The 22,454-nt window shown below is 66.5% G+C and carries 23 protein-coding genes; 8 read left to right on the forward strand and 15 right to left on the reverse strand.

Annotation, left to right across the window (positions count from 1 at the left end):
• Positions 1 to 56 precede the first annotated feature (56 nt).
• Together LFT49_RS20250 and LFT49_RS20255 are read left to right on the forward strand one after the other, a co-directional pair.
• Positions 57 to 1,004: an L-lactate dehydrogenase gene (locus LFT49_RS20250; RefSeq protein ID WP_237429226.1), complete on the forward strand. Its 948-nt coding sequence runs from the start codon at positions 57 to 59 to the stop codon at positions 1,002 to 1,004.
• Between the two features lie 74 nt (positions 1,005 to 1,078).
• On the forward strand, positions 1,079 to 2,395 hold the full coding sequence (locus LFT49_RS20255; RefSeq protein ID WP_236800226.1) for an ATP-binding protein: 1,317 nt from the start codon (positions 1,079 to 1,081) through the stop codon (positions 2,393 to 2,395).
• On the opposite strand, the gene LFT49_RS20260 is transcribed toward LFT49_RS20255, so the two are convergent.
• Positions 2,392 to 3,000 carry an HD domain-containing protein gene (locus LFT49_RS20260; RefSeq protein WP_237429227.1) on the reverse strand — a complete coding sequence of 203 codons (609 nt, stop codon included), beginning with the start codon at positions 2,998 to 3,000 and terminating at the stop codon, positions 2,392 to 2,394. The genes LFT49_RS20255 and LFT49_RS20260 overlap by 4 nt on opposite strands.
• Positions 3,001 to 3,009: 9 nt before the next feature.
• Positions 3,010 to 3,909, reverse strand: coding sequence for a tRNA glutamyl-Q(34) synthetase GluQRS (gene gluQRS / locus LFT49_RS20265; RefSeq protein WP_237429228.1), 900 nt, complete (start codon positions 3,907 to 3,909; stop codon positions 3,010 to 3,012).
• Between the two features lie 341 nt (positions 3,910 to 4,250).
• On the opposite strand from gluQRS, the gene LFT49_RS20270 reads away from it, so the two are divergent.
• Positions 4,251 to 4,721 carry an Lrp/AsnC family transcriptional regulator gene (locus tag LFT49_RS20270; RefSeq protein ID WP_236802963.1) on the forward strand — a complete coding sequence of 157 codons (471 nt, stop codon included), beginning with the start codon at positions 4,251 to 4,253 and terminating at the stop codon, positions 4,719 to 4,721.
• Positions 4,722 to 4,723: 2 nt separating this feature from the next.
• On the opposite strand, the gene LFT49_RS20275 is transcribed toward LFT49_RS20270, so the two are convergent.
• A complete protein-coding gene (locus LFT49_RS20275; RefSeq protein WP_236800229.1) occupies positions 4,724 to 5,179 on the reverse strand; it encodes an Lrp/AsnC family transcriptional regulator in 456 nt (151 codons plus the stop codon).
• A gap of 106 nt (positions 5,180 to 5,285) precedes the next feature.
• On the opposite strand from LFT49_RS20275, the gene LFT49_RS20280 reads away from it, so the two are divergent.
• Complete coding sequence (locus LFT49_RS20280; protein WP_237429229.1) at positions 5,286 to 5,927, forward strand: LysE family translocator; 642 nt, start codon at positions 5,286 to 5,288, stop codon at positions 5,925 to 5,927.
• 32 nt (positions 5,928 to 5,959) lie between these two features.
• Here the strand turns inward: LFT49_RS20280 and LFT49_RS20285 are convergent, their stop codons facing one another.
• Entirely contained in the window at positions 5,960 to 6,937 is a 978-nt protein-coding gene (locus LFT49_RS20285; RefSeq protein ID WP_237429230.1) for a hypothetical protein, read from the reverse strand.
• A 139-nt stretch (positions 6,938 to 7,076) separates the two neighbouring features.
• Between LFT49_RS20285 and LFT49_RS20290 the strand changes: the two genes are divergently transcribed.
• Positions 7,077 to 7,307, forward strand: coding sequence for a hypothetical protein (locus LFT49_RS20290; protein ID WP_236800232.1), 231 nt, complete (start codon positions 7,077 to 7,079; stop codon positions 7,305 to 7,307).
• A 20-nt stretch (positions 7,308 to 7,327) separates the two neighbouring features.
• Here LFT49_RS20290 and LFT49_RS20295 read toward each other — a convergent pair whose 3' ends face one another.
• From LFT49_RS20295 to LFT49_RS20315, 5 genes are all read right to left on the reverse strand, one after another.
• Complete coding sequence (locus LFT49_RS20295; RefSeq protein WP_237429231.1) at positions 7,328 to 7,702, reverse strand: nuclear transport factor 2 family protein; 375 nt, start codon at positions 7,700 to 7,702, stop codon at positions 7,328 to 7,330.
• Positions 7,703 to 7,742: 40 nt separating this feature from the next.
• Positions 7,743 to 8,246, reverse strand: coding sequence for a DUF456 domain-containing protein (locus LFT49_RS20300; protein ID WP_236800234.1), 504 nt, complete (start codon positions 8,244 to 8,246; stop codon positions 7,743 to 7,745).
• Between the two features lie 108 nt (positions 8,247 to 8,354).
• Positions 8,355 to 9,554 (reverse strand): NAD(P)-dependent malic enzyme, encoded by a 1,200-nt coding sequence (locus LFT49_RS20305; protein ID WP_236820799.1) that lies wholly within the window; start codon positions 9,552 to 9,554, stop codon positions 8,355 to 8,357.
• Between the two features lie 287 nt (positions 9,555 to 9,841).
• Positions 9,842 to 10,450: a TetR/AcrR family transcriptional regulator gene (locus LFT49_RS20310; RefSeq protein ID WP_237429232.1), complete on the reverse strand. Its 609-nt coding sequence runs from the start codon at positions 10,448 to 10,450 to the stop codon at positions 9,842 to 9,844.
• A gap of 138 nt (positions 10,451 to 10,588) precedes the next feature.
• On the reverse strand, positions 10,589 to 11,875 hold the full coding sequence (locus tag LFT49_RS20315; RefSeq protein ID WP_237429233.1) for an MFS transporter: 1,287 nt from the start codon (positions 11,873 to 11,875) through the stop codon (positions 10,589 to 10,591).
• Between the two features lie 128 nt (positions 11,876 to 12,003).
• Here LFT49_RS20315 and rraA point away from each other — a divergent pair, with 128 nt between their 5' ends.
• The 3 genes from rraA to LFT49_RS20330 all read left to right on the forward strand — a co-directional run bounded on the left by rraA (position 12,004) and on the right by LFT49_RS20330 (position 15,910).
• On the forward strand, positions 12,004 to 12,498 hold the full coding sequence (gene rraA, locus LFT49_RS20320; protein WP_236800238.1) for a ribonuclease E activity regulator RraA: 495 nt from the start codon (positions 12,004 to 12,006) through the stop codon (positions 12,496 to 12,498).
• Between the two features lie 98 nt (positions 12,499 to 12,596).
• Entirely contained in the window at positions 12,597 to 14,261 is a 1,665-nt protein-coding gene (locus tag LFT49_RS20325) for an MDR family MFS transporter (protein ID WP_236800239.1), read from the forward strand.
• 206 nt (positions 14,262 to 14,467) lie between these two features.
• Positions 14,468 to 15,910, forward strand: a complete 1,443-nt coding sequence (locus LFT49_RS20330) for a sugar porter family MFS transporter (RefSeq protein WP_237429234.1) — start codon at positions 14,468 to 14,470, stop codon at positions 15,908 to 15,910.
• A gap of 81 nt (positions 15,911 to 15,991) precedes the next feature.
• On the opposite strand, the gene LFT49_RS20335 is transcribed toward LFT49_RS20330, so the two are convergent.
• The 6 genes from LFT49_RS20335 to LFT49_RS20360 all read right to left on the reverse strand — a co-directional run bounded on the left by LFT49_RS20335 (position 15,992) and on the right by LFT49_RS20360 (position 22,435).
• Positions 15,992 to 17,218, reverse strand: a complete 1,227-nt coding sequence (locus tag LFT49_RS20335) for an MFS transporter (RefSeq protein ID WP_236800241.1) — start codon at positions 17,216 to 17,218, stop codon at positions 15,992 to 15,994.
• A gap of 33 nt (positions 17,219 to 17,251) precedes the next feature.
• A complete protein-coding gene (locus LFT49_RS20340; RefSeq protein WP_236820804.1) occupies positions 17,252 to 17,692 on the reverse strand; it encodes a MarR family winged helix-turn-helix transcriptional regulator in 441 nt (146 codons plus the stop codon).
• Positions 17,693 to 17,734: 42 nt separating this feature from the next.
• Positions 17,735 to 18,256, reverse strand: coding sequence for a GNAT family N-acetyltransferase (locus LFT49_RS20345; RefSeq protein ID WP_442863718.1), 522 nt, complete (start codon positions 18,254 to 18,256; stop codon positions 17,735 to 17,737).
• A 97-nt stretch (positions 18,257 to 18,353) separates the two neighbouring features.
• The gene (locus LFT49_RS20350) at positions 18,354 to 19,517 is read right to left on the reverse strand and encodes a mannitol-1-phosphate 5-dehydrogenase (RefSeq protein WP_237429235.1); all 1,164 of its coding nucleotides are present in this window, start codon (positions 19,515 to 19,517) and stop codon (positions 18,354 to 18,356) included.
• Positions 19,517 to 21,616 (reverse strand): PTS mannitol transporter subunit IICBA, encoded by a 2,100-nt coding sequence (locus LFT49_RS20355; protein ID WP_237429236.1) that lies wholly within the window; start codon positions 21,614 to 21,616, stop codon positions 19,517 to 19,519. Before LFT49_RS20355 ends, LFT49_RS20350 begins: the two co-directional genes overlap by 1 nt.
• Before the next feature lie 90 nt (positions 21,617 to 21,706).
• A complete protein-coding gene (locus LFT49_RS20360; protein ID WP_159629673.1) occupies positions 21,707 to 22,435 on the reverse strand; it encodes a TetR/AcrR family transcriptional regulator in 729 nt (242 codons plus the stop codon).
• Positions 22,436 to 22,454: the final 19 nt, after the last annotated feature.

Here is a 22,454-nt window from a genome sequence, read left to right on the forward strand (position 1 = left end):
GGCCACGCTACTCTTCGGGTAGGACACTCTCAACGACTCCGGATGGGACGGACACGATGGCAGGATCCAAACTCGCAGTGGTGGGCGCGGGCAGCGTCGGCACCTCGCTGGCGTACGCCGCCCTGATCCGCGGCTCCGCCAGCAACATCGCGCTGTTCGATGTCAACGCGCCAAAGGCGGAGGCGGAAGCCCTGGACCTGGCGCACGGCAGCCAGTTCGCCGCAGCCTCGGCAACCGTCACCGGAGGCGGGGATATCGGCGTGACGGAAGGCGCCGACGTCGTGGTGATCACGGCGGGTGCCAAGCAGAATCCGGGCCAAAGCCGCCTGGACCTGGCCGGCACCAACGTGCGGATCCTGGAGCAGCTAATGCCGCAGCTGCTTGAGCGCGCGCCGGACGCCGTCTATGTCCTGGTCACCAACCCCTGTGACGTGCTGACGGTGGCCGCCCAGCGCATTTCCGGGCTGCCGGCGCAGCGGATCTTCTCCTCCGGGACGGTGCTGGACACGTCCAGGCTGCGCTGGCTGCTGGCCCGGCGGGCGGGCGTTTCCGTCACCAGCGTCCACGCCAGCATGGTGGGCGAGCACGGCGACACCGAATTCCCGCTGTGGTCCGGCGCCACCATCGGGCCGGTCCCGATCCGGGACTGGACGGACGACGGCGAGCGTATCTTCACGCCCGACTACCTCGCCGCCACCGCCAAGGAGGTGGTCCAGGCGGCCTACAAGGTGATCGCCGGCAAGGGCGCCACGAACTACGCCATCGGGCTGTCCGGCGCCCGAATCGTGGAGGCGCTGCTGCGCGACGACAACGCCGTCCTGCCGGTCTCCACCGTACTGTCGGGGCTGCACGGGATCTCCGGGGTGGCACTGTCCCTGCCCAGCGTGGTGGGCCGGGGCGGGGTGCACCGCGTCCTGGAAACACCCATGGACGACGGCGAGCTGGCGGCTTTGCGGCATTCCGCGGACACCCTGCGCAACACCATGGACGCGTTGGGAATCTGACCACCGCGCCCGGTCACCTATGCTCAGCTAAGGCGGCAACGCAGGCTCAACGACGAACCAAACAGGAGCAACGCATGACCAACTGGCGCATCAGGGATTTCCATTCGGCTGACCTGGACGGGATTCTGCACCTCTGGGAGACGCTCAAGGCCCACAATGTGGAGCCTGTCTACGCCCTGTCAGAGGTCCTCGCGTCCTGCGAAAAGGACCACGCCGTGGTGGCGGTGCAGGGCGAGCAGGTGGTGGGTGCCGCCGTCGGGCGCGCCGCGCACGACCAGGGCTGGATCGTCTTCCTCGCCACCCTGCCGGAGTACCGTGGCAGGGGCATCGGCACCTCGCTGCTTGCCGCCGTCGAGAACCGCATGGCCCCGCACGGCCTGAACAAACTGTCGGCCCTCATGCCGGAATCCGAAACCCGGGTGGAGGCCTTCCTGGGGCGCGGCTTCGCGCTCAAGAAGAACCTGCGCTACTTCGAGCGCACCATCCCGGTCCAGCGGCAGGAGCTCGGCGCCCTGGGCCAGCTGGGCGGCCGCGTCCTGGCCCGCGACCTGTGGGAGAACGTGGCGGGCATGCGCAAGGAGAAGGAACTGCTGGAACGGCGCCTGGTGCTGCCGCTCGCCGAGGCGGACCTGGCCGATGAATTCGGCGTGGTGCCGCCGCGCGCCGTCGTCCTCTTTGGCCCGCCCGGTACCGGCAAGACCACCTTCGCCAAGGCCATCGCGTCCCGTTTGGAGTGGCCGTTCGTGGAGGTGTTCCCCTCCCGCCTGGCCGGCGATCCCCAGGGCCTGGCCGGTGCCCTCCGCGAGACCTTCCTGGAGATCGCGGAGCTGGAGCACGCCGTGGTGTTCATCGACGAGGTGGAGGAGATCGCGTCCCAGCGCGCGGGCGATCCGCCGTCGCCGCTGCAGGGCGTCACGAATGAACTGCTCAAGATCATCCCCGCGTTCCGTGAACAGCCGGGCCGGCTCCTGGTCTGCGCCACCAACTTCATCCGCGCCCTGGACTCGGCCTTCCTGCGCCACGGCCGGTTCGATTACGTCATCCCCATCGGGCTGCCGGACCGGCAGGCGCGGGAAGCGATGTGGCAGCGGTTCATCCCTGCGGCGGTGGTGGACGGCGTGGACGTGGAACTGCTCGTGGAGAAGACCCAAGGCTTCTCCCCTGCTGACATCGAGTACGCAGCCCGGAGCGCCTCCCAGCGGGCGCTGGAAAAAGCAGTGTACGACGACGGCGGGCTGGCCTCCGGAGGCGGGGTTTCCGTCCGCGAGGCGGTCCGGAAGGGCCCCTCCACCCAGGACTACCTCGACGCCATCGGCGACACGCGCACCACGGTCAGTCCCGAAGTGCAGGCGGACTTCCTGGAGGACATCGAGGCGTTGGGCCGGGTCTAGCTCCCGGGAGCGTCGTCGTATCGGAGGTTTTCGTAGTCGGTGTCATCCGCCTCGTCCAACTCTGCGTCGAACTCCTCCAGCAGCCAAGGGTTGACGCGGGCCAGGATTTTGCGGATCTCCTCCGCTTCAACGGCGGCGTAAAGCACCGGCCGGGCGTCCCGGTATTTGGTAACAGGCGGCTTATCGGGCCATTTTTCGGCCAGCGCACGGACGCGTTCGGGCAGTGAGTTGTGCGCGTTGTCGGCGATTTTGACCAGGGCGGCGTCATGATCCTGGGCTATCTCATGGATACCGGCGAGGTAGTCATCGGGGTTGCTGTGCAGCCGATTGGTGACGCGTTCAATGATGTCGACCGCGCGCTCGGAAACCCCCATTTCAAGCAGAGCCTGCCGGGTCATCGGGGTGTCTTCGGCAATGTCATGAAGATAGCCGGCGATCCGGACGTCGTCGTCGAAGTCTGCCAGGGCATCCCCCACTGCCAGCACGTGGTCTTTGTAAGGCCGCTTGAGCTTGTCCTTCTGGCGGTTGTGCGCCACCTCCGCAAGGACACGGGCCGTCTCGGGAGTGAAACTGCTGGCAGAGCGCTGATCAGTGGATTCCGGCATGCCACCAGCCTACGGGGCGGAGCGGCCGCCCGGGGCGGACCAGACCCACGGTTCCCTGGGCAGAAGTCCGGGATTGAACTCTGCCAAGGCGCGTTCGAGCGGACCCGGCAGGAGCCCCAATGAGCCGAGCAGATGGTCCCGCACCGCGTCGGCAGGAGTGCCCCGGGCTGCCAGGTCCGCCAGCGTTACGGCTCCGTCACGCTTGGCCAGCCTGGCGCCGTCGTGGTTGACCACCAATGGAACATGAGCATATTCCGGAACGGGAATATTCAGGAGGGACGCCACATATGCCTGCCGCGGGGTGGACGGGAGCAGGTCATCGCCGCGGACCACCTGGTCTATGCCCTGATCGGCATCGTCCACCACGACGGCGAGGTTGTACGCCACCACGCCGTCGTTGCGGCGCAGCACAAGGTCGTCAACCACTCCCGTGTAGTCGCCGCGGAGGACGTCCCGCACCGTGTATTCCGCCACATCCGCCCGCAACCGGATGGCGGCAGGACGCATGGACCGCTTGAACTCCAGTTCTGCGGGGTCCAGGTTGCGGCAAGTCCCCGGGTAGGCACCTTGGGGCGCATGCGGGGCCGAGGGCGCCTCTTGGATTTCGCGTCGGGTGCAGAAGCACTCGTAGGTCAGGCCCGCTTCCTTCAACCGGGTAATCGCTTTGGCGTACAGGCTTTGCCGATCCGTCTGTCGAACGACGTCCCCATCCCAAGTCACGCCAATTGCGGCCAAGTCGCGCAACTGCACGGCTTCCGCTCCAGCACGGGCGCGGTCGAGGTCCTCCACCCGCAGCAGGAACCTGCGCCCGGTGGAGCGGGCAAAGAGCCAGGCAAGGATGGCGGTCCGCAGGTTTCCCACGTGCAGTTCACCGGAGGGACTGGGGGCAAAGCGGCCGGCGGAGGTCATGGACCCAGCCTATGCGGGAGACCGGAATGCCAGGACAACACAAGAGCCCCTCAGCTACCGATGACTGCGGAATTCCGACGTCGGTAGCTCAGGGGCTCTTGCCGTGTTTGCAGAGTGAGCGTGGTGTGAACAAGACTCATCCAGCGGCGGCCTCCTTGCGGGAAGCGGTGTCCAGCGTGCCGGGTGGTGTGCCGGGAAACTGTAGCCTGAGGGGACCAGCGGTAGCTTTTGCCCTTGTTGCCACAATTTCAGCAGACACCATACAGTTGGGACAACCGACAGGAGTTGGATTGGTCACTCTGACTAATTCCTGACGCTAGAACAAGCAGGGAGTGGTCAGATTGCAGGAACTGGACGCCACGGACAAGCGCATCCTGAATGCCCTGGACGAGGACCCGCGAGTCCCGATCATGGTGCTGGCGCAGCGGCTTGGCCTTGCCCGCGGAACCGTGCAAAGCCGGCTGGAGCGGATGACGGCGTCGGGGGCGCTGCGGCCCAACAGCAGCCGGGTGCTGCCGGCCGCCCTTGGAAGGGGCGTGGCCGCAGCCGTCAGCGCCGAACTGGACCAGAGCCACCTCAACGAGGCCATTGCCGCCCTCCGCAAAATTCCCGAAGTCCTGGAATGCCATGCACCGGCCGGGGACACCGACCTGCTGATCCGGGTGGTGGCCAAAAGCCCGGACGACCTCTACCGGGTCTCCGAAGAAATCCGTCTCTGCCCAGGCATCGTCCGCACCTCCACCAGCATGTTCCTGCGTGAGGTCATCCCGTACCGCACCACCGGCCTCCTTCAGGGTGAGCCGGAGCGCTGAGGCTAAACCGGCGGACCCGCGTTTGATTTCAGGTTCTTCATCACCAGTGTTGAGGTCAGCCGCTCCACCCCGGGCAGGGACGTGAGCTCGGTATCGTAAAAGCGCTGGTAGGCCGGCAGGTCCTCGGCGATGACCTTCAACAGGTAGTCCGGGGAACCGAAGAGCCGCTGCGCCTCGATGATGTTGGGATTCTCCGCCACCCGGTTCTCGAAGATTTCCATGGTGGGCCGGTCCACTTGCCGCAGCGTGACGAAGACGATTGCCTCGAAGCCCAGGCCCACGGCTGCCGGATCGACGTCCGCCTTATACCCGCGGATCACCCCGGACTGTTCCAGGTCCCGTAGCCGCCGGTGGCATGGCGCCACCGTTAGGCCCACCTTCGAAGCGAGGGCGGTGGCAGTCATCCGCCCATCCTCTTGGAGGTGGCGCAAAATACTTCTGTCGATGTTGTCCAGCACGCAATAAACATACTGCTTGGGCCGTGAGTCGGGCGAAAACAGGAGAGCACTTTTGGCCGGATTCTCCCTATGGTTGCTCCTGAGAGCCCTTCGACAGGAGAAACCCATGAATCCGCAGCTGTTCCTGGCCTTTCTGGTGGTGGCCGCAGCACTGGCCTGCACTCCGGGAGTGGACTGGGCGTACACCATTGCCGCAGGGCTCCGGCAGCGCAGCTTCGTCCCCGCGGTGGCCGGGCTCTGCGGTGGTTACGTCCTCCACACGGTCCTGCTGGTGGCAGGGCTCGCCGCAGTGCTGGCCGGGATGCCCGGCGTCCTGGGCTGGATCACGCTGGCGGGTGCTGGTTACTTGCTGTGGCTAGGGGTGGGAACCCTGCGGTCCTGGCGCGGTGCCAGCTTCAGCGCCTCTGCCGACGGCGGTACCGGCACCCAACTGCGTACCTTCCTGCAGGGGATGGGCACCAGCGGGATCAACCCCAAGGGCCTGCTCTTCTACGTGGCGCTCATCCCGCAGTTCATCAGCGCCGACGCTTCACTGCCCGTGCCGGTGCAATCCGGGCTCCTCGGCATGACGTTCGTGGCGCTGGTGGGCGTGGTCTACACCGTTGTGGCCCTGCTCTCGCGCAAACTGCTGCAGAGTAGGCCCGGCGCCGCCCGGTCAGTGACCCTGGCCAGCGGCATCATCATGGTGGCGCTGGGGGCAGTGCTGCTGGGTGAGCAGCTGGTGCCGTTCCTGGCCGGGCGGGCCTAGATCCCGGCCATGCCTGGTTCACAGCGGAATTCCTAGTCCCCGCTGAGTTCCTTCCAGTCCTGCTCCCAGATCCGGCGCATTTCCTCGTCCTTGCGGATGGGTACCGGCGCCTCGAGCTCACGCTGCGGTTCCGGGTCTTCCCGCCGACGTCCCCAATCACGCGGGTTCAGGGACCGGCGGCTTGATTCCAGCACCAGCAGTGCACGGTCCGTGAGCGCGTCGTTGCGGAGCGCCAGGTGGGTCTTGCGGCGGCGAAGCACCTCGGCGATCGCCTGGTGTGCAGCATCCAGCCGGCCCTCCCGGCGCAGGGCACGGGCGCGGACCAGCAGCAGGGCGGCCGAGAGGTCGTCCGCGTTCAGCAGGCCCTCGGTCCAGTCGATGACGGTTCGGCTCCGTCCCAGCGTGAGGGCCAGCGAACAGCGCGCCAAGGCCATGGGGAGCGACGGCGGCAGGCCGGCGAGTGCATCAAGCGCAGCTTCCGTGCGGCCCGTCTCGCGCAGCGAATGGGCCAGCGCCAGGAACACCGATTCCTCGCTGAACAGGACAGGGATCTCCACCCGCTCGGCGAGTTCGATCCTAGTGACGATGCGGGTGAGGTAAGTGGAGGAGTAGCGGTTCGCTTCGTCGTCGTTCCTGGTGGTGAGCCCGCGCTGGAGAAGCTCGGAGGCCCGCAGGTAGCCGCCGTGCTTGTACACCAGCAGCCCGGCCATCAGGTAGCAGAGCCCGGCCCAACCAGGGTAGGCGCGGGCCAAGGTGATCAGGCGCTCCGGTTCACGGCTGGTGAAGACGGCCTCGTGGACCGCCTTGGCCGGCTTGGGCATCAGGCGCTTAAGCCGCGGCACCTCGCCGTCGATGGACAGCAGGGCCGGATTGCGTCCGCCCAAAACCCCTGTGAGCAAGCCACCTACTCCCCCAGCAAGGTCATGGACCGGGGTGCGCAGTTGGGCCTGCCCGAAAGGAGTGAGGTCGCGGCTGTCCCAGTAGATCGGTGCAGTATCCCCGGAGCTCATCCTTCCATGCTAGCTGTGGAGACCTCCCGCCGGACGCGGTCTCCAAGGCGCGGACCCCGAGCCCGGCCCTTGTCCCCGGCGCCGTTTTCAGGAAGGGTGGTAAGCACCCTTAGCAACTATCCTCAGTAGGAGAAATGCCATGCAGATCGACAAGAACCAGATCCTCGAACTCCTGCGGTCCCAGGGAGACCAGGACAAGGCGTCGCAGGCGGAGTCCGAGCTGCCGGACCAGGTGGACACCGAACAGCATGCCGGCCTGCTTTCCAGGCTCGGCATCAATCCCGCGGACCTGCTGTCGAAGCTTCCCGGCGGCCTGGGCGACAAACTTCCCGGCGGCCTGGGCGACAAGCTCGGCGGACTGGGCCTGTAGGACTACCGGGCCGGGAAAGGTCAGCTCCTGGCCATGAACCATTCGGTGAAGGAGGCGGCGCGGCCTGACTCGGTAAACCTGATGACCCACAGGTTGTCGTACGTCGGCCCGCCGCCCGAATAGACGGTGACGCCCTGGACAAAGGCGGTGGCGCCGTCGCACCCGAGCAGCTCCCAGGTGAACGTCCAGCCTCCCGGTTCATCCCGGGCCGCCAGCCAGCCGTCGACAATCCCGTCCCTGCCCCGCCACGCTTCGGGATCATGGGGACGGGTTTCATCGACGGCGTCAGGGGTGAAGAGGGCACCGATATCGTCGGCCGCGTTGCTGGTCCAGGCGGCCTGGTATCGCTCCATCCAGGCGTGGACGTGCTCGGAGGCTGAAGCTGGCTGGGTCATATCTTGGTTTTACCCGCGCCGCACTTAGCAAGCAACGGCTTTAGCCATTGGCAGCGGCTATCCACACGCCAATGATCCAGGTGCTGGCGGCGAGGCAGGCGAGTCCGAATTCGGCGAGCATGCCCAGGCCGGTGGCCTTCAGCGCCGCCCAACTGGATCTCGCCGCCGTCGACATGTCCCGCGTCCGCAGGAACTCGCTGACCAGCAGGCCGGCGGCAAAGCCCACGAAGAGCCCCACGACCGGGATGATGAACATCCCCACCACGCCCGCCACCAGTGCCACCACGATGCTGCGGCTGGGAATGGCATGCTGCTTCAGCTTCCTCCCCGTGAGGACCGCCCCGGCAGTCATCCCCGCGGCGACAAAGATCATGGCCACCGCGAAGACCACCCATCCGGCAGTCCCGGCGCCGCCCCAGATAGCCCAAGCCAACAGGCTGACGCCGATCAGGACACTTCCGGGCAGGACGGGGATGATGGTGCCCGCCACCCCCACCAGGATCGCCAGGCCGCACAGGATGGTCACTACGGTCTCGGAGCTCATGGTCCCCAGTCTAGGGGCCGCTTAACGCGCGGCTTCTTAACCACGACGGCGGTGCCTCCTTCACAAAGGGGCCGCCGCCGTCGTGGTTTCCTGCAGGAAGAAGAAGCCTTACTCCGCTTCCACCGCCGCGGCGACTGCCGCGGTGACGGCGGGGGCAACACGGGGGTCCAGCGGGCTGGGCACGATGTACTCTGCCGAAAGGTCCTCTGCGGCGAGGTCCGCGATGGCGCGGGCCGCCGCCAGCTTCATGGCCGGCGTGATGCGGCGGGCACCGGCATCAAGGGCGCCGCGGAAGATGCCCGGAAACGCCAGGACGTTGTTGATCTGGTTGGGGAAGTCGCTGCGGCCGGTGGCCACCACTGCGGCGTACTTCACGGCCACCTCGGGCAGGACCTCGGGGTCCGGGTTGGACAGCGCGAACACGATGGCGTCCTGGTTCATGGTGGCAAGGTGTGCCTCGTCCAGCTTGGAGGAGGAGACGCCGATGAAGACGTCGGCTCCGGCCAGTGCCTCGGCGGGGCCGCCGGCAACGCCACGGGGGTTGCTGCGGCCGGCGATGTCGGCCTTCTTGCTCGTGGAGTCTGCTGCCAGGTCCGGGCGGCTGCTGTTGAGGACGCCGCGGGAGTCCAGGAGGACGACGTCGCTGATGCCGGCGGCCAGCAGGATTTCGGCGACCGCGATGCCCGCAGCCCCTGCGCCGGACACCACCACCTTGAGCCCTTCCAGGCCGCGGCCGGTCACCTTGGCGGCGTTGGTCAGGGCGGCGAGGGCCACGACGGCGGTTCCGTGCTGGTCGTCGTGCATGACCGGGCAGTCCAGGGCCTCGATGAGCTTCTCCTCGAGCTCGAAGCAGCGCGGAGCGGAGATGTCTTCAAGGTTGACGGCACCGAAGCTGGGGCGCAGGCGGACCAGGGTTTCCACGATCTCGTCCACGTCGGTGGTGTTGAGGACCAGCGGGATGGAATCGAGGTCACCAAAGGTCTTGAACAGGGCGGACTTGCCTTCCATGACGGGCAGCGAGGCGCTGGGGCCGATGTTGCCCAGGCCCAGGACGGCGGTGCCGTCGCTGACCACGACCACCAGGCGTTCGGCCCAGGTGAGGGTTCGGGCCAGTTCAGGCTTCGCGTGGATGGCGCGGCTGACTTCGGCGACACCCGGCGTGTAGGCGATGGACAGGTCACGCTTGTTCGACAGCGGGGCTGTGGTGCTGATGGACAGCTTGCCGCCCTGGTGGGCTCCGAAGATCTCGTCCTCGGTCAGCGGGGCGGTAGCGGAATCGTCAATGGCAGTGATTGCGTCAATGGACACGTCGTTGTCTCCTGGTGCTCGCCGTGGGCGCACGGCACATGGGGCTGGAGCCCGGCCGGGCCCAAGCAGGGAAAGTAGTGCGACAGGAAACCCAGGGGTGGCGGGTCCGTGGGAACGCCGGGGATGTTTCCGCCCTGCCGCTCCTGTGCCTCCATGGTAGGCAGGCCGGGAACCGGCTTCTGGCGCCTCTTGACAGGAATGGACGGTGAAAAAACGTTTAGGCACCCGTTTTTATGGTCCAGATCACGGCATTATGGCGGATTTAATCCGCTTTTGGTCTAGACCAGTTACGCGGATTTGGTAACTGTGAACCCGGAGTCGGCCGCGGGAGACAGCCTGCCGCACGCCTTTTTGAGGTCTTCCTCGGCTTCGAAGAGGGAAAGCCGGCGGTTCCGGACGGACTGGACCAGACCAGTGACGGTCAGCAGGAGGACCCGCGCCCCTACGGCGTCGCCGCAGGCGGTGGTGACGAGCTTCTCACTGAGCGCGTCGATCTCGCGCAGGAGGTCGGTGGTGTCCTTCTCCGGGAGGTACACGCCCCGGCTAAGGCACTGCTCCACGGCGGGCTGCATGACGCGCATGTGGAAGATCTCCATCAGCAGGCCCGAAAGTGCTCGGCCACGGAAGCGGGGGGAGGAATTGCGGGTTCCGGCCTGCAGCTCATCAAGCTGCTGCCGGTACAGCGCCAGCATCAGGTGCGTGGGCGACGGAAAGTAGCGGTAAAGGGTGCCCAGCGGTACGTCTGCTTTTTCTGCGACCTGGGAGAGTTCCACACCGTCGAGTCCCGTGCGGGCGAACCCTGCAGCTGTATCGAGGATCCGCGTGTAGCGGAGGCGCTGGCGTGGAGCGGAAGGCCGGGCGGCCATGGGCGGATGGTCTGAAAAAGTCTCGGGCATCAGCATTCCGGGGTTGTGTTTTAGCGACTGCGGCCAGGAGCGCCCCCACTTCCGTACCGCCCTGCAGCCGGGTTCAACTATACGGCACGGAACCATGCCCTAATTTGTCAGCCAGCCTTACTATCGGTACCTCCAGGGTTAGCTGACGCCCTTGATTTTCACCACGAAGACGGCGCCCAGCAGCCCAATGACGGCTGCCGTCAGGAACAGTGTCCGGTAGCCGCCCCCGTAGGTCACGGCCAGCAGCGCCAGCGCCGGGGCGACCACCTGCGGCAGGGAGTTGGCCACGTTGATGACGCCCATGTCCCTGCCGCGGCTGACGGCGAAGGGCAGGACCTGGGTGAGCAGTGCGAAGTCCACGGCCAGGTATGCGCCGAAGCCGATGCCGAGCACGGCGGCGCCGGCAAGGGCGCCCGGCCACACAGGGAAGAACGCCATGATGGCGCCGGCCATGGCAATGGTGGCGGAGGAGCCGATGACGAAGGGCTTCCGTCTCCCCATCCGGTCGCTCCAGGGCCCCGCCAACACTGCGGTGATCATCACCATCACGGCATAAATCCCCGTCAGGACCAGCACGCCGGTGGCCGGATCCTGGTATTTGATGATGTCCCGCAGGAAGAAGAGCAGGTACACGATGGTCAGCTGGTTGCCAACGTTCACCAGGAACCGCGTCAGCCAGGCCCAGGCAAAGTCAGGGTAGCGCCGGGGGCTGATCCAGAATCCGCGCAGGAACCGGCCAAGCCCGAACCGTCCGGCAGCGTCCTTCGGCAGTGCGGGGTCGTTGCTACGGAACAGGTATGGCAGCACGGACACCAGCAGCGCCCCGGCGCACAGCCAGTAACCCACCATGAAGTTGCCTGACACCACGGCACCGAAGACGGCTCCGGTGAGGATTCCAAGTGTCTGGCCCATGGCGGCAAGCCCGCCCACTCCCCCGCGCTGGACCACCGGTACCCGGTCGGGGACGGCGGCGGTGATGGCAGCATAAGCGGCATTCGCGCCAAGCTGCACCAGACACCAGAACAGCACCATCAGCGCCACGGCACCGGAGAAGGACATGGCCAGCAGCGCCGCAGTGGCCAGCACCGCACCGGCCAGCACCCATGGCGCGCGCCGCCCGAAGCGGGAGGTGGTCCGGTCCGAGAGCGCACCGAAGAGTGGATTGGCCACCAGGGAGACCGCCGCGCCACAGGCCGTGACCAGCGAAAGGATAGCCTCCTTGCCGGGCGCGTCGATGCTGATCGCCTGCTGGCCGATAAACACGTTGATGGGGCCGAAGAACGCCGCGTTGATGCCCACGTTCACCAGCACCAGGCCGGTGACCCAGCGGGCGGTTACTTTGTGCACCGGTTCGGCGAGCGCCGCCGTCGTACTAACACCTTCGGAGGTGCCACCCGGCGGCACGGGCGTGTGGAACGGACTCATTGGCTTGGCTCCCCCTGCTGCGGCCGGTTGGCGGTGGGATCAGACTATCGTGGGCGGTAGCCGGCCGCCCGGGCAATTGGCGGCCTATCGCCCAAGGAACAACGTTGGCAAGGACAAAGGAGACCCAGATGAGCGCACCCACCCCGGCAGAAGGCACAGCGGTGAACACGGCAGACCTTTACGATGAGCGCGGGGACGAACTGGCGTCCGTCTCCCTGCAGTTCCAGTCCCTGGGCGGCCGCTCGCACTTCAGCGGTCCCGTGCGCACCATCCGCTGCTTCCAGGACAACGCCCTGGTGAAGTCGACGCTCAATTCCCCAGGCAACGGGGCCGTGCTGGTGGTGGACGGCGGCGGTTCGCTGGGCACCGCGCTGATGGGGGACATGATCGCCGAAAGCGCCGTGGCGAACGGGTGGGCCGGCGTCGTCATCAATGGGGCCATCCGCGACCGACTGGCCATCGCGCGGCTGGACCTGGGCGTCAAGGCCCTGGGCAGCAACCCAAGGAAGAGCTTGAAGGCCGGCGCAGGCGAGGTGGACGTGGATGTGGTGATTGACGGCGTGACCTTCCGCCCCGGAGCCACCGTCTGGTGCGACCCGGACGGAATCCTCGTGGAGCCGTAGCGGAAAAGTCCGCAGGGCGGGGAATAGAAAGAGCGGGTAAGATAGTTACTGAAAGCAACTATCGCTGCTTATATCCTTTTCTTTCCCTTGGAGCACCCATGTCCAAATCCACGGCCGCGCCCGGCGCGGGAGAAACCCTGACGCGACGCCAGATCGTCACCGTGATGGTGGGCCTGATGCTGGGCATGTTCCTGGCGTCCCTTGACCAGACCATCGTTTCCACGTCCATCTACACCATCGCCAATGACCTGGACGGGCTCTCGCTGCAGGCGTGGGCCACCACGGCTTACCTCATCACCTCCACTGTCAGCACCCCGCTGTACGGCAAGCTGAGCGACATCTTTGGCCGCCGTCCGCTGTACCTGACCGCGATCGCCGTCTTCCTGGTGGGCTCCATCTACGCCGGGTCCGTGCACTCGATGACCGAGCTTGCCATTGCCCGCGGCATCCAGGGCCTGGGCGCCGGCGGCCTGCTGGCCCTGGCGCTGACCATCATCGGGGACATCGTTTCCTTGAAGGACCGCGCCAAGTACCAGGGCTACTTCATGTCCGTGTTCGGCATCTCCTCGGTCCTGGGCCCGGTGGTGGGCGGCGCGTTCGCCGGCTCCGCCAACATCCTGGGCTTTGACGGCTGGCGCTGGGTCTTCTTCATCAACGTGCCCATCGGACTGGCCGCCCTGGTGGTGGTGTTCCTGTTCCTGCACCTGCCGGCGAAACACCTCAAGCAGAGGATCGACTACTGGGGCGCCGCCGCCATCACGGTGGCCATCGTTCCGCTGCTCCTGGTGGCCGAACAGGGCCGCTCGTGGGGCTGGGCGTCCACCAACTCGTTCCTTTGCTACGGGGTGGGCATCCTGGGCATCGCGTGGTTCCTGCTCGCCGAGAAGCGCGCGGGCGACTATGCCCTGATTCCGCTGCGGCTCTTCAGCAACATCACGTTCGGGCTGTCCTCGCTGCTGAACTTCATCATCGGCATCGGCATGTTCGGTGCCATCGCGATGCTCCCCATGTACCTGCAGCTGGTCAAGGGCCTCACCCCCACGGAGGCCGGCCTGATGATGATCACCTTCACCGTCGGCATCCTCTTTGGCTCCATCACCGCCGGCCGCACCATTTCGGCCTCCGGCACATTCCGCATCTTCCCCATCATGGGCACCGGCATCCTCACCGCCGCCGCCCTGGTGATGGGCTCGGTCCTGAAAGTGGACACAGGGTTGTGGGTTCCCGGCCTGATCGCGGTGTTCTTCGGCGTCGGCCTGGGCTTCTGCATGCAGCCGCTCACCCTGGCCATGCAGACCTCGGTGCCGCCGCGCGACATGGGCGTGGGAACCTCCTCCGCCGCCTTCTTCCGCTCCATGGGCGGCGCCGTGGGCACCGCCGTCTTCATCTCCATGCTGTTCAGCCTGGCCGCTGACAGGATCGCCGAGGGCATGAAGTCCGCCGCCACGGATCCTGCCTATTTGGCCGTCCTCAAGGATCCCGCGGTGGCTTCGGACCCGGCCAACGCCAAGCTGTACGACTTCTTCAAGAACGGCGCCTCCAACGATTCGCTGAACGACACCAGCTGGCTGCACACGGCCAACAGCACGCTGACCCGCCCCATCACCGAAGGGTTCGCCACGTCCATCGACACGGTGATGCTGACGGCTGCGGCGCTCACCGGCCTGGCGTTCCTCATCAGCTTCGCCCTGCCGCGGAAGAAGCTGACAGACCAGAAGGCCTCGCCGCAGGACAAGGACGACATGCAGATCCCGGCACACTAGCCCGGGCACTAAGACCAGACGACGACGGCGGCACGGCCCGCCGTCGTCGTCTTCTTTTTGGCGCGCATCACCGCTTGGGCGGGCCCCCTAAGTGGATCGGGGAGCCATGGCGTGGAACACTACCGTAAGTACACTGGCCATTCGGCCGGTTCTGCAGCCGACGACGTCCGCACCGCTTCCACCCATTCCAGAACCCAGGGAGAACCATGCCCACTGCACAGGAGCAGACCAACACCGGGATACCGCGGCGGGTGATCTGGCTGGCCCTCGCGGGGGCGGTGGGCGGATTCCTCTTCGGGTTCGACTCGTCCGTGGTCAACGGTGCCGTGGACGCCCTGAAGGGAGAATTCGCGCTGTCCGAGGCCGTGACCGGCTTCGCCGTGGCCGTCGCCCTCCTGGGCTGCGCGGCGGGCGCCTTCCTGGCGGGCAGGGTGGCGGACCGCCATGGCCGCATCCCCGCCATGAAGCTGGGCGCACTGCTCTTCCTGGTCAGCGCCCTGGGTACCGGCTTCGCCTTCGGCGTATGGGACCTGGTGTTCTGGCGCTTGGTGGGCGGGCTGGGCATCGGCCTGGCCTCCGTTATCGCCCCCGCCTACATCTCCGAGATTTCACCCCGGAAGGTCCGCGGCCGCCTGGCCTCGCTGCAGCAGCTGGCCATCACCACCGGCATCTTCGCGGCACTGTTGTCGGACGCGCTCCTGGCCACCAGCGCAGGCGGTGCGGACCAGCGCTTCTGGCTGGGCATTGAAGCGTGGCGCTGGATGTTCCTTGCCGCAGCAATCCCCGCCGTCGTCTACGGCTGGATCGCCTTCACCCTGCCCGAATCCCCCCGGTTCCTGGTCTTCAAGGGCAAGGAGGAGGAGGCCCGGAAGGTCTTCGCCTCCATCGCCCCCTCCGAGGACACCGACCGGCACATCCGCGACATCCAGGAAGCCATCGAGGAGGACAAGCTCGCCGGCCAGAAGGGCTCCCTGCGCGGCAAGACCCTGGGCCTGCAGGCCGTGGTCTGGGTGGGCATCACCCTCTCCGTGCTGCAGCAGTTCGTGGGCATTAACGTGATCTTCTACTACTCCACCACGCTGTGGAAGGCAGTGGGCTTCCAGGAGAAGGACTCCCTGGCCATCTCGGTGGCAACGTCCGTCACCAACATCCTGGTCACCCTGGTGGCCATCGCCCTGGTGGACCGGGTGGGCCGCCGCCCCATCCTCCTGACCGGATCCGTGGGCATGGCCGTGTCCCTGGGCGCCATGGCGCTGGCATTCTCGTCCGCAACCGGCAGCGGCGAGGACATCACCCTCCCCGGCGCCTGGGGTCCTGTTGCCCTGGTGGCCGCCAACGTCTTCGTCATCAGCTTCGGCGCCTCCTGGGGCCCGCTGGTGTGGGTCCTCCTGGGTGAGATCTTCCCGTCCAGGATCCGCGCCCGCGCCCTGGGCCTTGCCGCCGCGGCGCAGTGGGTGGCCAACTTCGTGATCACCCTCAGCTTCCCGGCGATGGCCGCCGCCTCGCTGCCGCTGACCTACGCCATGTACGCCCTGTTCGCGGCCGCGTCCTTCTTCTTTGTGATGTTCAAGGTGCCGGAGACCAACGGGATGTCCCTGGAGCAGGCGGAGACCCTGTTCGTGCCGAAGGGGTCGGCGAAGGTGAAGTAACGCCGCCTCCCCTTTCGCAGGAAAACAGCAGACCCTCCATCACGTGGCGTGATGGAGGGTCTGCTGTTTGAAGAGCAGTGGTTAGACGACGTGCGGTTCGTGCGAGGACAGGTACTTGCGTCCGCCGAAGGCGATGGCGATGGCGATCACCATCGCCAGAGCGCCGGCGAAGAACGGAACCTGCGGGCCAAAGTGTTCACCGAGCTGCGCCGCCAGGAACGGTGCCAGCGCGCCGCCCATCCAGCGGACAAAGTTGTAGCCGGAGGACGCCACGGGCCGCGGCGAATCGGACACACCCATGGCCAGTTCGGTGTAGATGGTGTTGTTGATGCCCAGGAGCGCACCGGCCGCGATGACCAGGACGACGACGGCGGGAACCGAGTGCCCGGCTGCCAGTCCCAGCCCGGCGAGGTCCAGCATGAGCAGGAACAGCGTTCCGGTCAGGACCTTGACGGCGCCGAAGCGGTTCTGCAGGGGCGGTGCTACGAAGACGGAGAACACGGCCACGGCAACGCCCCAGCCGAAGAAGACGCCGCCGATTCCATATGCATTCATGCCCAGGATGAACGGGGTGAAAGCCAGGATGGTGAAGAAGCCGTAGTTGTAGAACAGGCCGCTTGCCGCCGTCGTTCGCAGTCCCTTGTGGCCCAGCGCCAGCAGGGGATCGCGCAGGCGCACCTTGCGTTCGGGCAGCGGCGTGTTGGGCAGCAGGGCGATCAAGGCGATGAAGGCGGCGGCCATCAGGACGGCGGTGCCGAAGAAGGGTGCGCGCCACTGCCAACCGCCCAGGAGGGCGCCAAGGAGCGGGCCGAGGGAGATGCCAAGGCCCAGGGCGGCTTCGTAGAGGATGATGGCGGTGCCGGCGCCGCCGCTGGCCACGCCCACGATCACGGCGAGGGCGGTGGCCACGAAGAGGGCGTTGCCCAGCCCCCAGCCGGCGCGGAAGCCCACCAGTTCACCGACGCTTGCCGACAGGCCGGACAGCGAGGAGAAGACTACGATGACGGCCAGGCCGATCAGCAGCGTCTTTTTGCCGCCGATCCGGGAGGAGACGAAGCCGGTAATCAGCATGGCCAGCGCCGTGACCAGGAAGTAGCTGGTGAACAGCAGGGATACCTGGCTGGGGCTGGCGTCCAGGTTGGTGGCGATGGCCGGGAGGATGGGGTCCACCAGCCCGATGCCCATGAAGGCGAACACCGCGGCGAGGGCGGTTGCCCATACCGCCTTGGGCTGCTTCAGGAATGAGGCTTTTTCAGCCTGCAAAGTTGATTCTGGTGCTTGCAGGGATTCTGCGAGCTGGCCGTCCATGGAGGGTACTCCTAAGTTTCAGTACGAATCGGTTCAGTTCTGGAGGGAGGCGTTGATTTTGTCGATGACCGGCAGGGCCTCGGCCAGGGCTTTGCGGTCCTGGTCGGTGAGGGTGCTGAGGATTTCGGCCATCACCTGGTTGCGGCGCCTGTTGGCGGAGTCGACGGCGGCGCGGCCTTCTTCAGTCAGGATCACCCGGACGGCGCGGGAGTCCGCAGGGTCCGGCTCGCGGCGGGCCAGGCCCGCGCGCTCAAGCTTGATGATCTGTTCCGTGGCGCTGGGCACGCGGACCCCCAGGTTCCGGGCGATCTCGCCGACGCGCTGGCCTTCACCGAGCAGCATCTTGAGGGTACTGAGCTGGGCGGCGCTGAGCTCACCGTCGGCGTCGAGGCGCCGGACCAGGTACACACTATGGCGGAGGGCTTCGCGGAACCCGCTGGCAAGTTCCTGCAGCTTGGCATCGTCGGTATTCATCGTTAGGTACCCTAACATTTAGGCACCCTAACGGTCAAGGCGTCAGAGGGCCAGCTTCATGCCGACGTGGCTGGCCTCGAATCCCAGTTGTTCGTAGAACCGGTGTGCCGCCGAGCGGCTTTTGTGGGTGGTCAGCTGCATCAGGGTGCAGCCCCGGCTCCGGGACTCCTGCACAGCCCATCCCACCATCAGCTTGCCGATGCCCTGGCCGCGAAGGGACGCTGCCACCCGGACGCCCTCCAGCTGCGAGCGCCAGGCTCCCTGGCGGGAGATGCCGGGGAGGAAGCTCAGCTGGAACGTGGCAACCACCGGTCCCGCGCTCTTGCCCGGGGGCACTACTTCCCCTACCAGCAGCAGGTGGGCGGGATCAGCCTCAATCGCTTCGAAGGCGCGCCGGTATGGCTCCAGGTCCCGGGCGGCCTCGCGGCCGGCCCCCAAAGCATCGTCAGCCAGCAGCTGCACCATGGCGGGCAGGTCCGCGCGGGCGGCGTGGCGGAGGCGGAACGTGCCGCCGTCGACGTCGGCGGTGAACACTGTGGGCGCGGCATCCGGGGTAAGGGTCACCCGCCCAGCTTGGCACAAACAAAGAACGACGCCGGCACTTGGGTAAGTGCCGGCGTCGTGGTTTCCGCAGTGCGTCGGTAAGTCCCGGGTGACCGGGTCAGGCGGGGGTGCGGGCCATCTCCGCCTGCCGCTCCTCTACCAGGACGGCGACGGCATTGAACAGCGGATGCTCCGGCTCCAGGCCGGTGATCCTTGCCGTGGCCTCGGCGGGGCTGGCCGATCCCAGGATGCCGGCCAGCTCGGTGGCCTCGGCATCGGCGGGATCGGTGAACCGCAGCGCGGCGGCGATCGCGCCCAGCAGCGCCTCGGGCACCACGCCGCGTTCGGCAAGTTCCGCGGCCGGGCCGATGAACCGCTCGTGCCGGCTCAGCTTCCGCAGCGGAGCGCGGCCCACGCGGTTGACGGTGTCCGGCAGGTACGGGTTGGAGAACCTGACCAGGATTTTCTGGACATAAGCTTCCTGCTCGTCGTTGCTGAACCCGTGCTTGGCCACCAGCAGCTGCTTGGTCTCCTCCAGCACCGCCCGCACGTCCTCGGCCACGTCCTGGTCCGCCATGGCGTCGGAGATCTTCTCCAGTCCGGCTTCGAACCCGAAGTAGGCCGCCGAGGCGTGCCCGGTGTTGACCGTGAACAGCTTGCGCTCGATGTAGGGCGAAAGGTCGTCCACGAACGTGGCACCGGGGATCACGGGGGCGGAATCACCGAAGGCCGTGCGGTCGATGACCCACTCGTAAAAGGTCTCCACGGTGACGTCCAGGCCCTGTCCGGCCTCCTGGTTGGGCACGATCCGGTCCACGGCGGTGTTGGCGAAAACTGCCTTGCCGTCCAGCACCGCAGCGGTAACCCCGGGCTGGGATGCCACCTCCTTGGCCAGGATGTCCGTGGCGTTGATCGCGTTCTCGCAGGCCATCACCTGCAGGGGTGCCAGGTCCGGCTCCCGCGCAACGATGCCCTTGGCGATCACGGGCGCCACGAACTTCAGGATGTGCGGACCCACCGCTGTAGTGACGATGTCCGCCGTCGAAATTTCCTGGACCAGTTCCGCTTTCTGGGCATTGGAGTTCAGGGCACGGAAGTTGTCCACGGTGCGCACGGCAGGGTTCTCCCCCACCTCGTGCACCGCGTAGCTGTCCGCCTCCTTGAGCCGGTTGATCAGCTCCTCGGCCACGTCCGCGAACACCACTTCGTACCCGGCATCGTGCAGGAGCAGGCCCACGAACCCGCGGCCGATGTTGCCGGCACCAAAATGTACTGCCTTCACTATGCGTTGACCTTTCCGAAGAGGTCCAGGACTTCATCCACGGAGGTGGCGGCTTCCAGGCGGGCCACCTGCTCCTTGTTGGTGAAGACCTTGGCGATGGAGGACAGGATGTGCAGGTGCTCGTTGTTGATGCCGGCAACGCCCACCACGAACTTCACCTGCTTGCCGTTCCAGTCGATGCCTTCCGGGTAGCGGATGACGGACACGGCCGACTTGCGGATGTGGTCCTTGGCGGCGTTGGTGCCGTGCGGGATGGCCAGGAAGCTGCCCATGTAGGTGGACACCGATTCCTCGCGTTCGTGCATGGCAGCGATGTAGCCCTCGTCCACGGCGCCGCGGGCCAGCAGCAACCGGCCGGCTTCGTCGATGGCGGCGTCGCGGGTGGTGGCCGAACCGGTCAGCACCACGCTCTCGCGGGCCAGGATCTCCGGCGAGCCGGCGGCGGGGGCAGGGGCTGCGTCGGCCGGGGCGTCGGCGGCGTGGGCTCCGTGGGTGGTGCCGGCGTCGGCCGCCGCTGCCACTGCCGGCCCGGAGGCGGAGGCGCCGCCGGGTGTACCTGCTCCCGCGTCCGGCCCTTCGGTTGCCGCAGTACCTTCAGTGTTGCTCTCGCGGACCAGGTCAACGATCTCGTCGTAGCGGGGGCTGTTCATGAAGTTGTCCACCGAGTAGTGCATGGCGCTGGAGGTGACAGGCTTGGCGCGTTCGGTCAGGTCCTGGTGGGTGACCACCACGTCGTAGGTGTCGCTAAGGTTGGCGATGGAGGCGTTGGTGACCTTGACGTCCGGGAAGCCGGCCGCCTTCATCTTGTTCCGCAGCACCGAAGCGCCCATGGCACTGGAGCCCATGCCGGCGTCGCACGCGAACACAATGTTCCGCACAGGACCGGCCAGCACGCCCACTCCGCCGCGGCCCGCCGCTGCGCCCGCAGCCGTTCCGGCACCGGTCAGGTGGGAGGACACGGAACTCTTCTTGCCCTTCATCTCCTCCATGCGGGCGGTGGCATCGCCCAGGTCCGCTTCGTCGCTGTGCTTGGTGGTCTTCAGGATGACCGAAGAGACCAGGAAGGAAACTGCGGCCGCAAGGACCACGGAGAGGATCACGCCGAAGTAGCTGTCGCGGGAGGTCTGTGCCAGCACGGCGAAAATGGAGCCAGGGGCGGCCGGCGCCACCAGGCCGGAGTTGGTAACGGCAAGGGTGGCGATGCCGGTCATGCCGCCGGCGATGGTACCCAGGATCAGCAGCGGGCGCATCAGGACGTACGGGAAGTAGATCTCGTGGATGCCGCCGAGGAACTGGATGATGGCTGCGCCGGGAGCCGATGCCTTGGCGGCACCGCGGCCGAAGAATGTGTACGCAAGCAGGAGGCCCAGGCCGGGGCCGGGGTTGGCTTCCAGCAGGAAGAGGATCGACTTGCCCTGCTCAAGGGACTGCTGCACGCCCAGCGGGGTGAGCACCCCGTGGTTGATGGCGTTGTTGAGGAACAGGACCTTGGCCGGCTCGATGAAGATGCTGGTCAGCGGCAGGAGGCCGTTCTGTACCAGGAACTGCACGAAATTGCCCGCGGCGGTGCTGAAGGCGGTGACCAAAGGCGATATGCCGTAGAACCCCAGCAACGCCAACAGGGCGCCCCAGATGCCGGCGGAGAAGTTGTTGACCAGCATCTCGAAGCCGGGGCGGATCTTGCCGTCCCAGATCGAGTCGATCTTCTTCATGGTCCAGCCGCCAAGGGGGCCCATGATCATGGCGCCGATGAACATCGGGATGCCTGCGCCGACGATCACGCCCATGGTGCCGATTGCTCCCACCACGCCGCCGCGGACGTCGTAGACCATCTTGCCGCCGGTGTAGCCGATGAGCAGCGGCAGCAGGTAGGTGATCATGGGGCCTACCAGGCCGATGTTCGGCTTCCCGCCAGTCTCACCGAAACCACCCAGTTGCGGAACCGGCAGCCACCCCTTCTCGATGAAGAGGGCGGTGATGATGCCCCAGGCGATGAACGCCCCGATATTGGGCATGATCATGCCGGACAGGAATGTCCCGAACTTTTGGACGTGCACGCGCGCGCTGGTGCGGGGTTTTGCAACTGTCTCTGTTGCCATGTGATTTCCTAACCGTCATTTCCTGCTGCTCCGCAGGATTGGTTTCGATGATTACGACGATGTACTGCTGGGTATTACCGGGTTGTGCGGCTAACCTGCCGGGCTGGTGGAGATCCGGTGGAGCCATTCGAGGAAGAGCTTGAGTTCCGAGCTGGAAAGCTGGTCAGAGTGCGAAGCCTGAAGTGCGGCGTTCAGGGCGATCGCTGCCACCACCACCGAGGACTTCCCGGTGCCGCCCGGGGCCGGGCCGCTGGCAGGCTCGGCGGACACCGCGAAGATCATGGCGTCCCGGGTCATGGTGGACAATTCGAGGTTGCGTTCGGTGGCGGGCTCCGCAATCAGCATCAGCGTCACACCCACGTTGGCCGCCAGGATGGACCTGGCCGCCTCCCTTGGCTGGACATTCAGCTGGCCCGCCGCCGCTGCCTTGTTCAGCATCTCCTCCATCAACGCTTCGGCATCGGCCACAATGGCCGGCCGGCTTTCCGGGCGGATATTGCCGAACATCACCAGGTACAGCTCCGGCTGGTTGAGGCCGAACTGGACGTGGTTGTCCCACATTCTCCGGATGTCCTCAAGCGGCTGTCCGGAGGGGGCGAAATCCCTTTCGCCCGCGACATATTCTTCAAACCCTGCGGCGACGACGGCGTCGAACAAACCTTCCTTGTCACCGAAGTGGTGGTACAGCGTGGGAGCCGAAACCCCCGCCAGCTGGGTGATCTGGCGGGTGGAGACCGGGGCTCCCGCGGAATTGGCCAACAGTTCCGCGGCAGCACGAAGCAGCCGCATTTTGGGGGGAAGCTGGCCATCCAAACTCATAACCGCTACCCTAGCACCT

Source organism: Arthrobacter sp. FW306-06-A, from assembly GCF_021870055.1.
Taxonomy (GTDB): Bacteria; Actinomycetota; Actinomycetes; order Actinomycetales; family Micrococcaceae; genus Arthrobacter.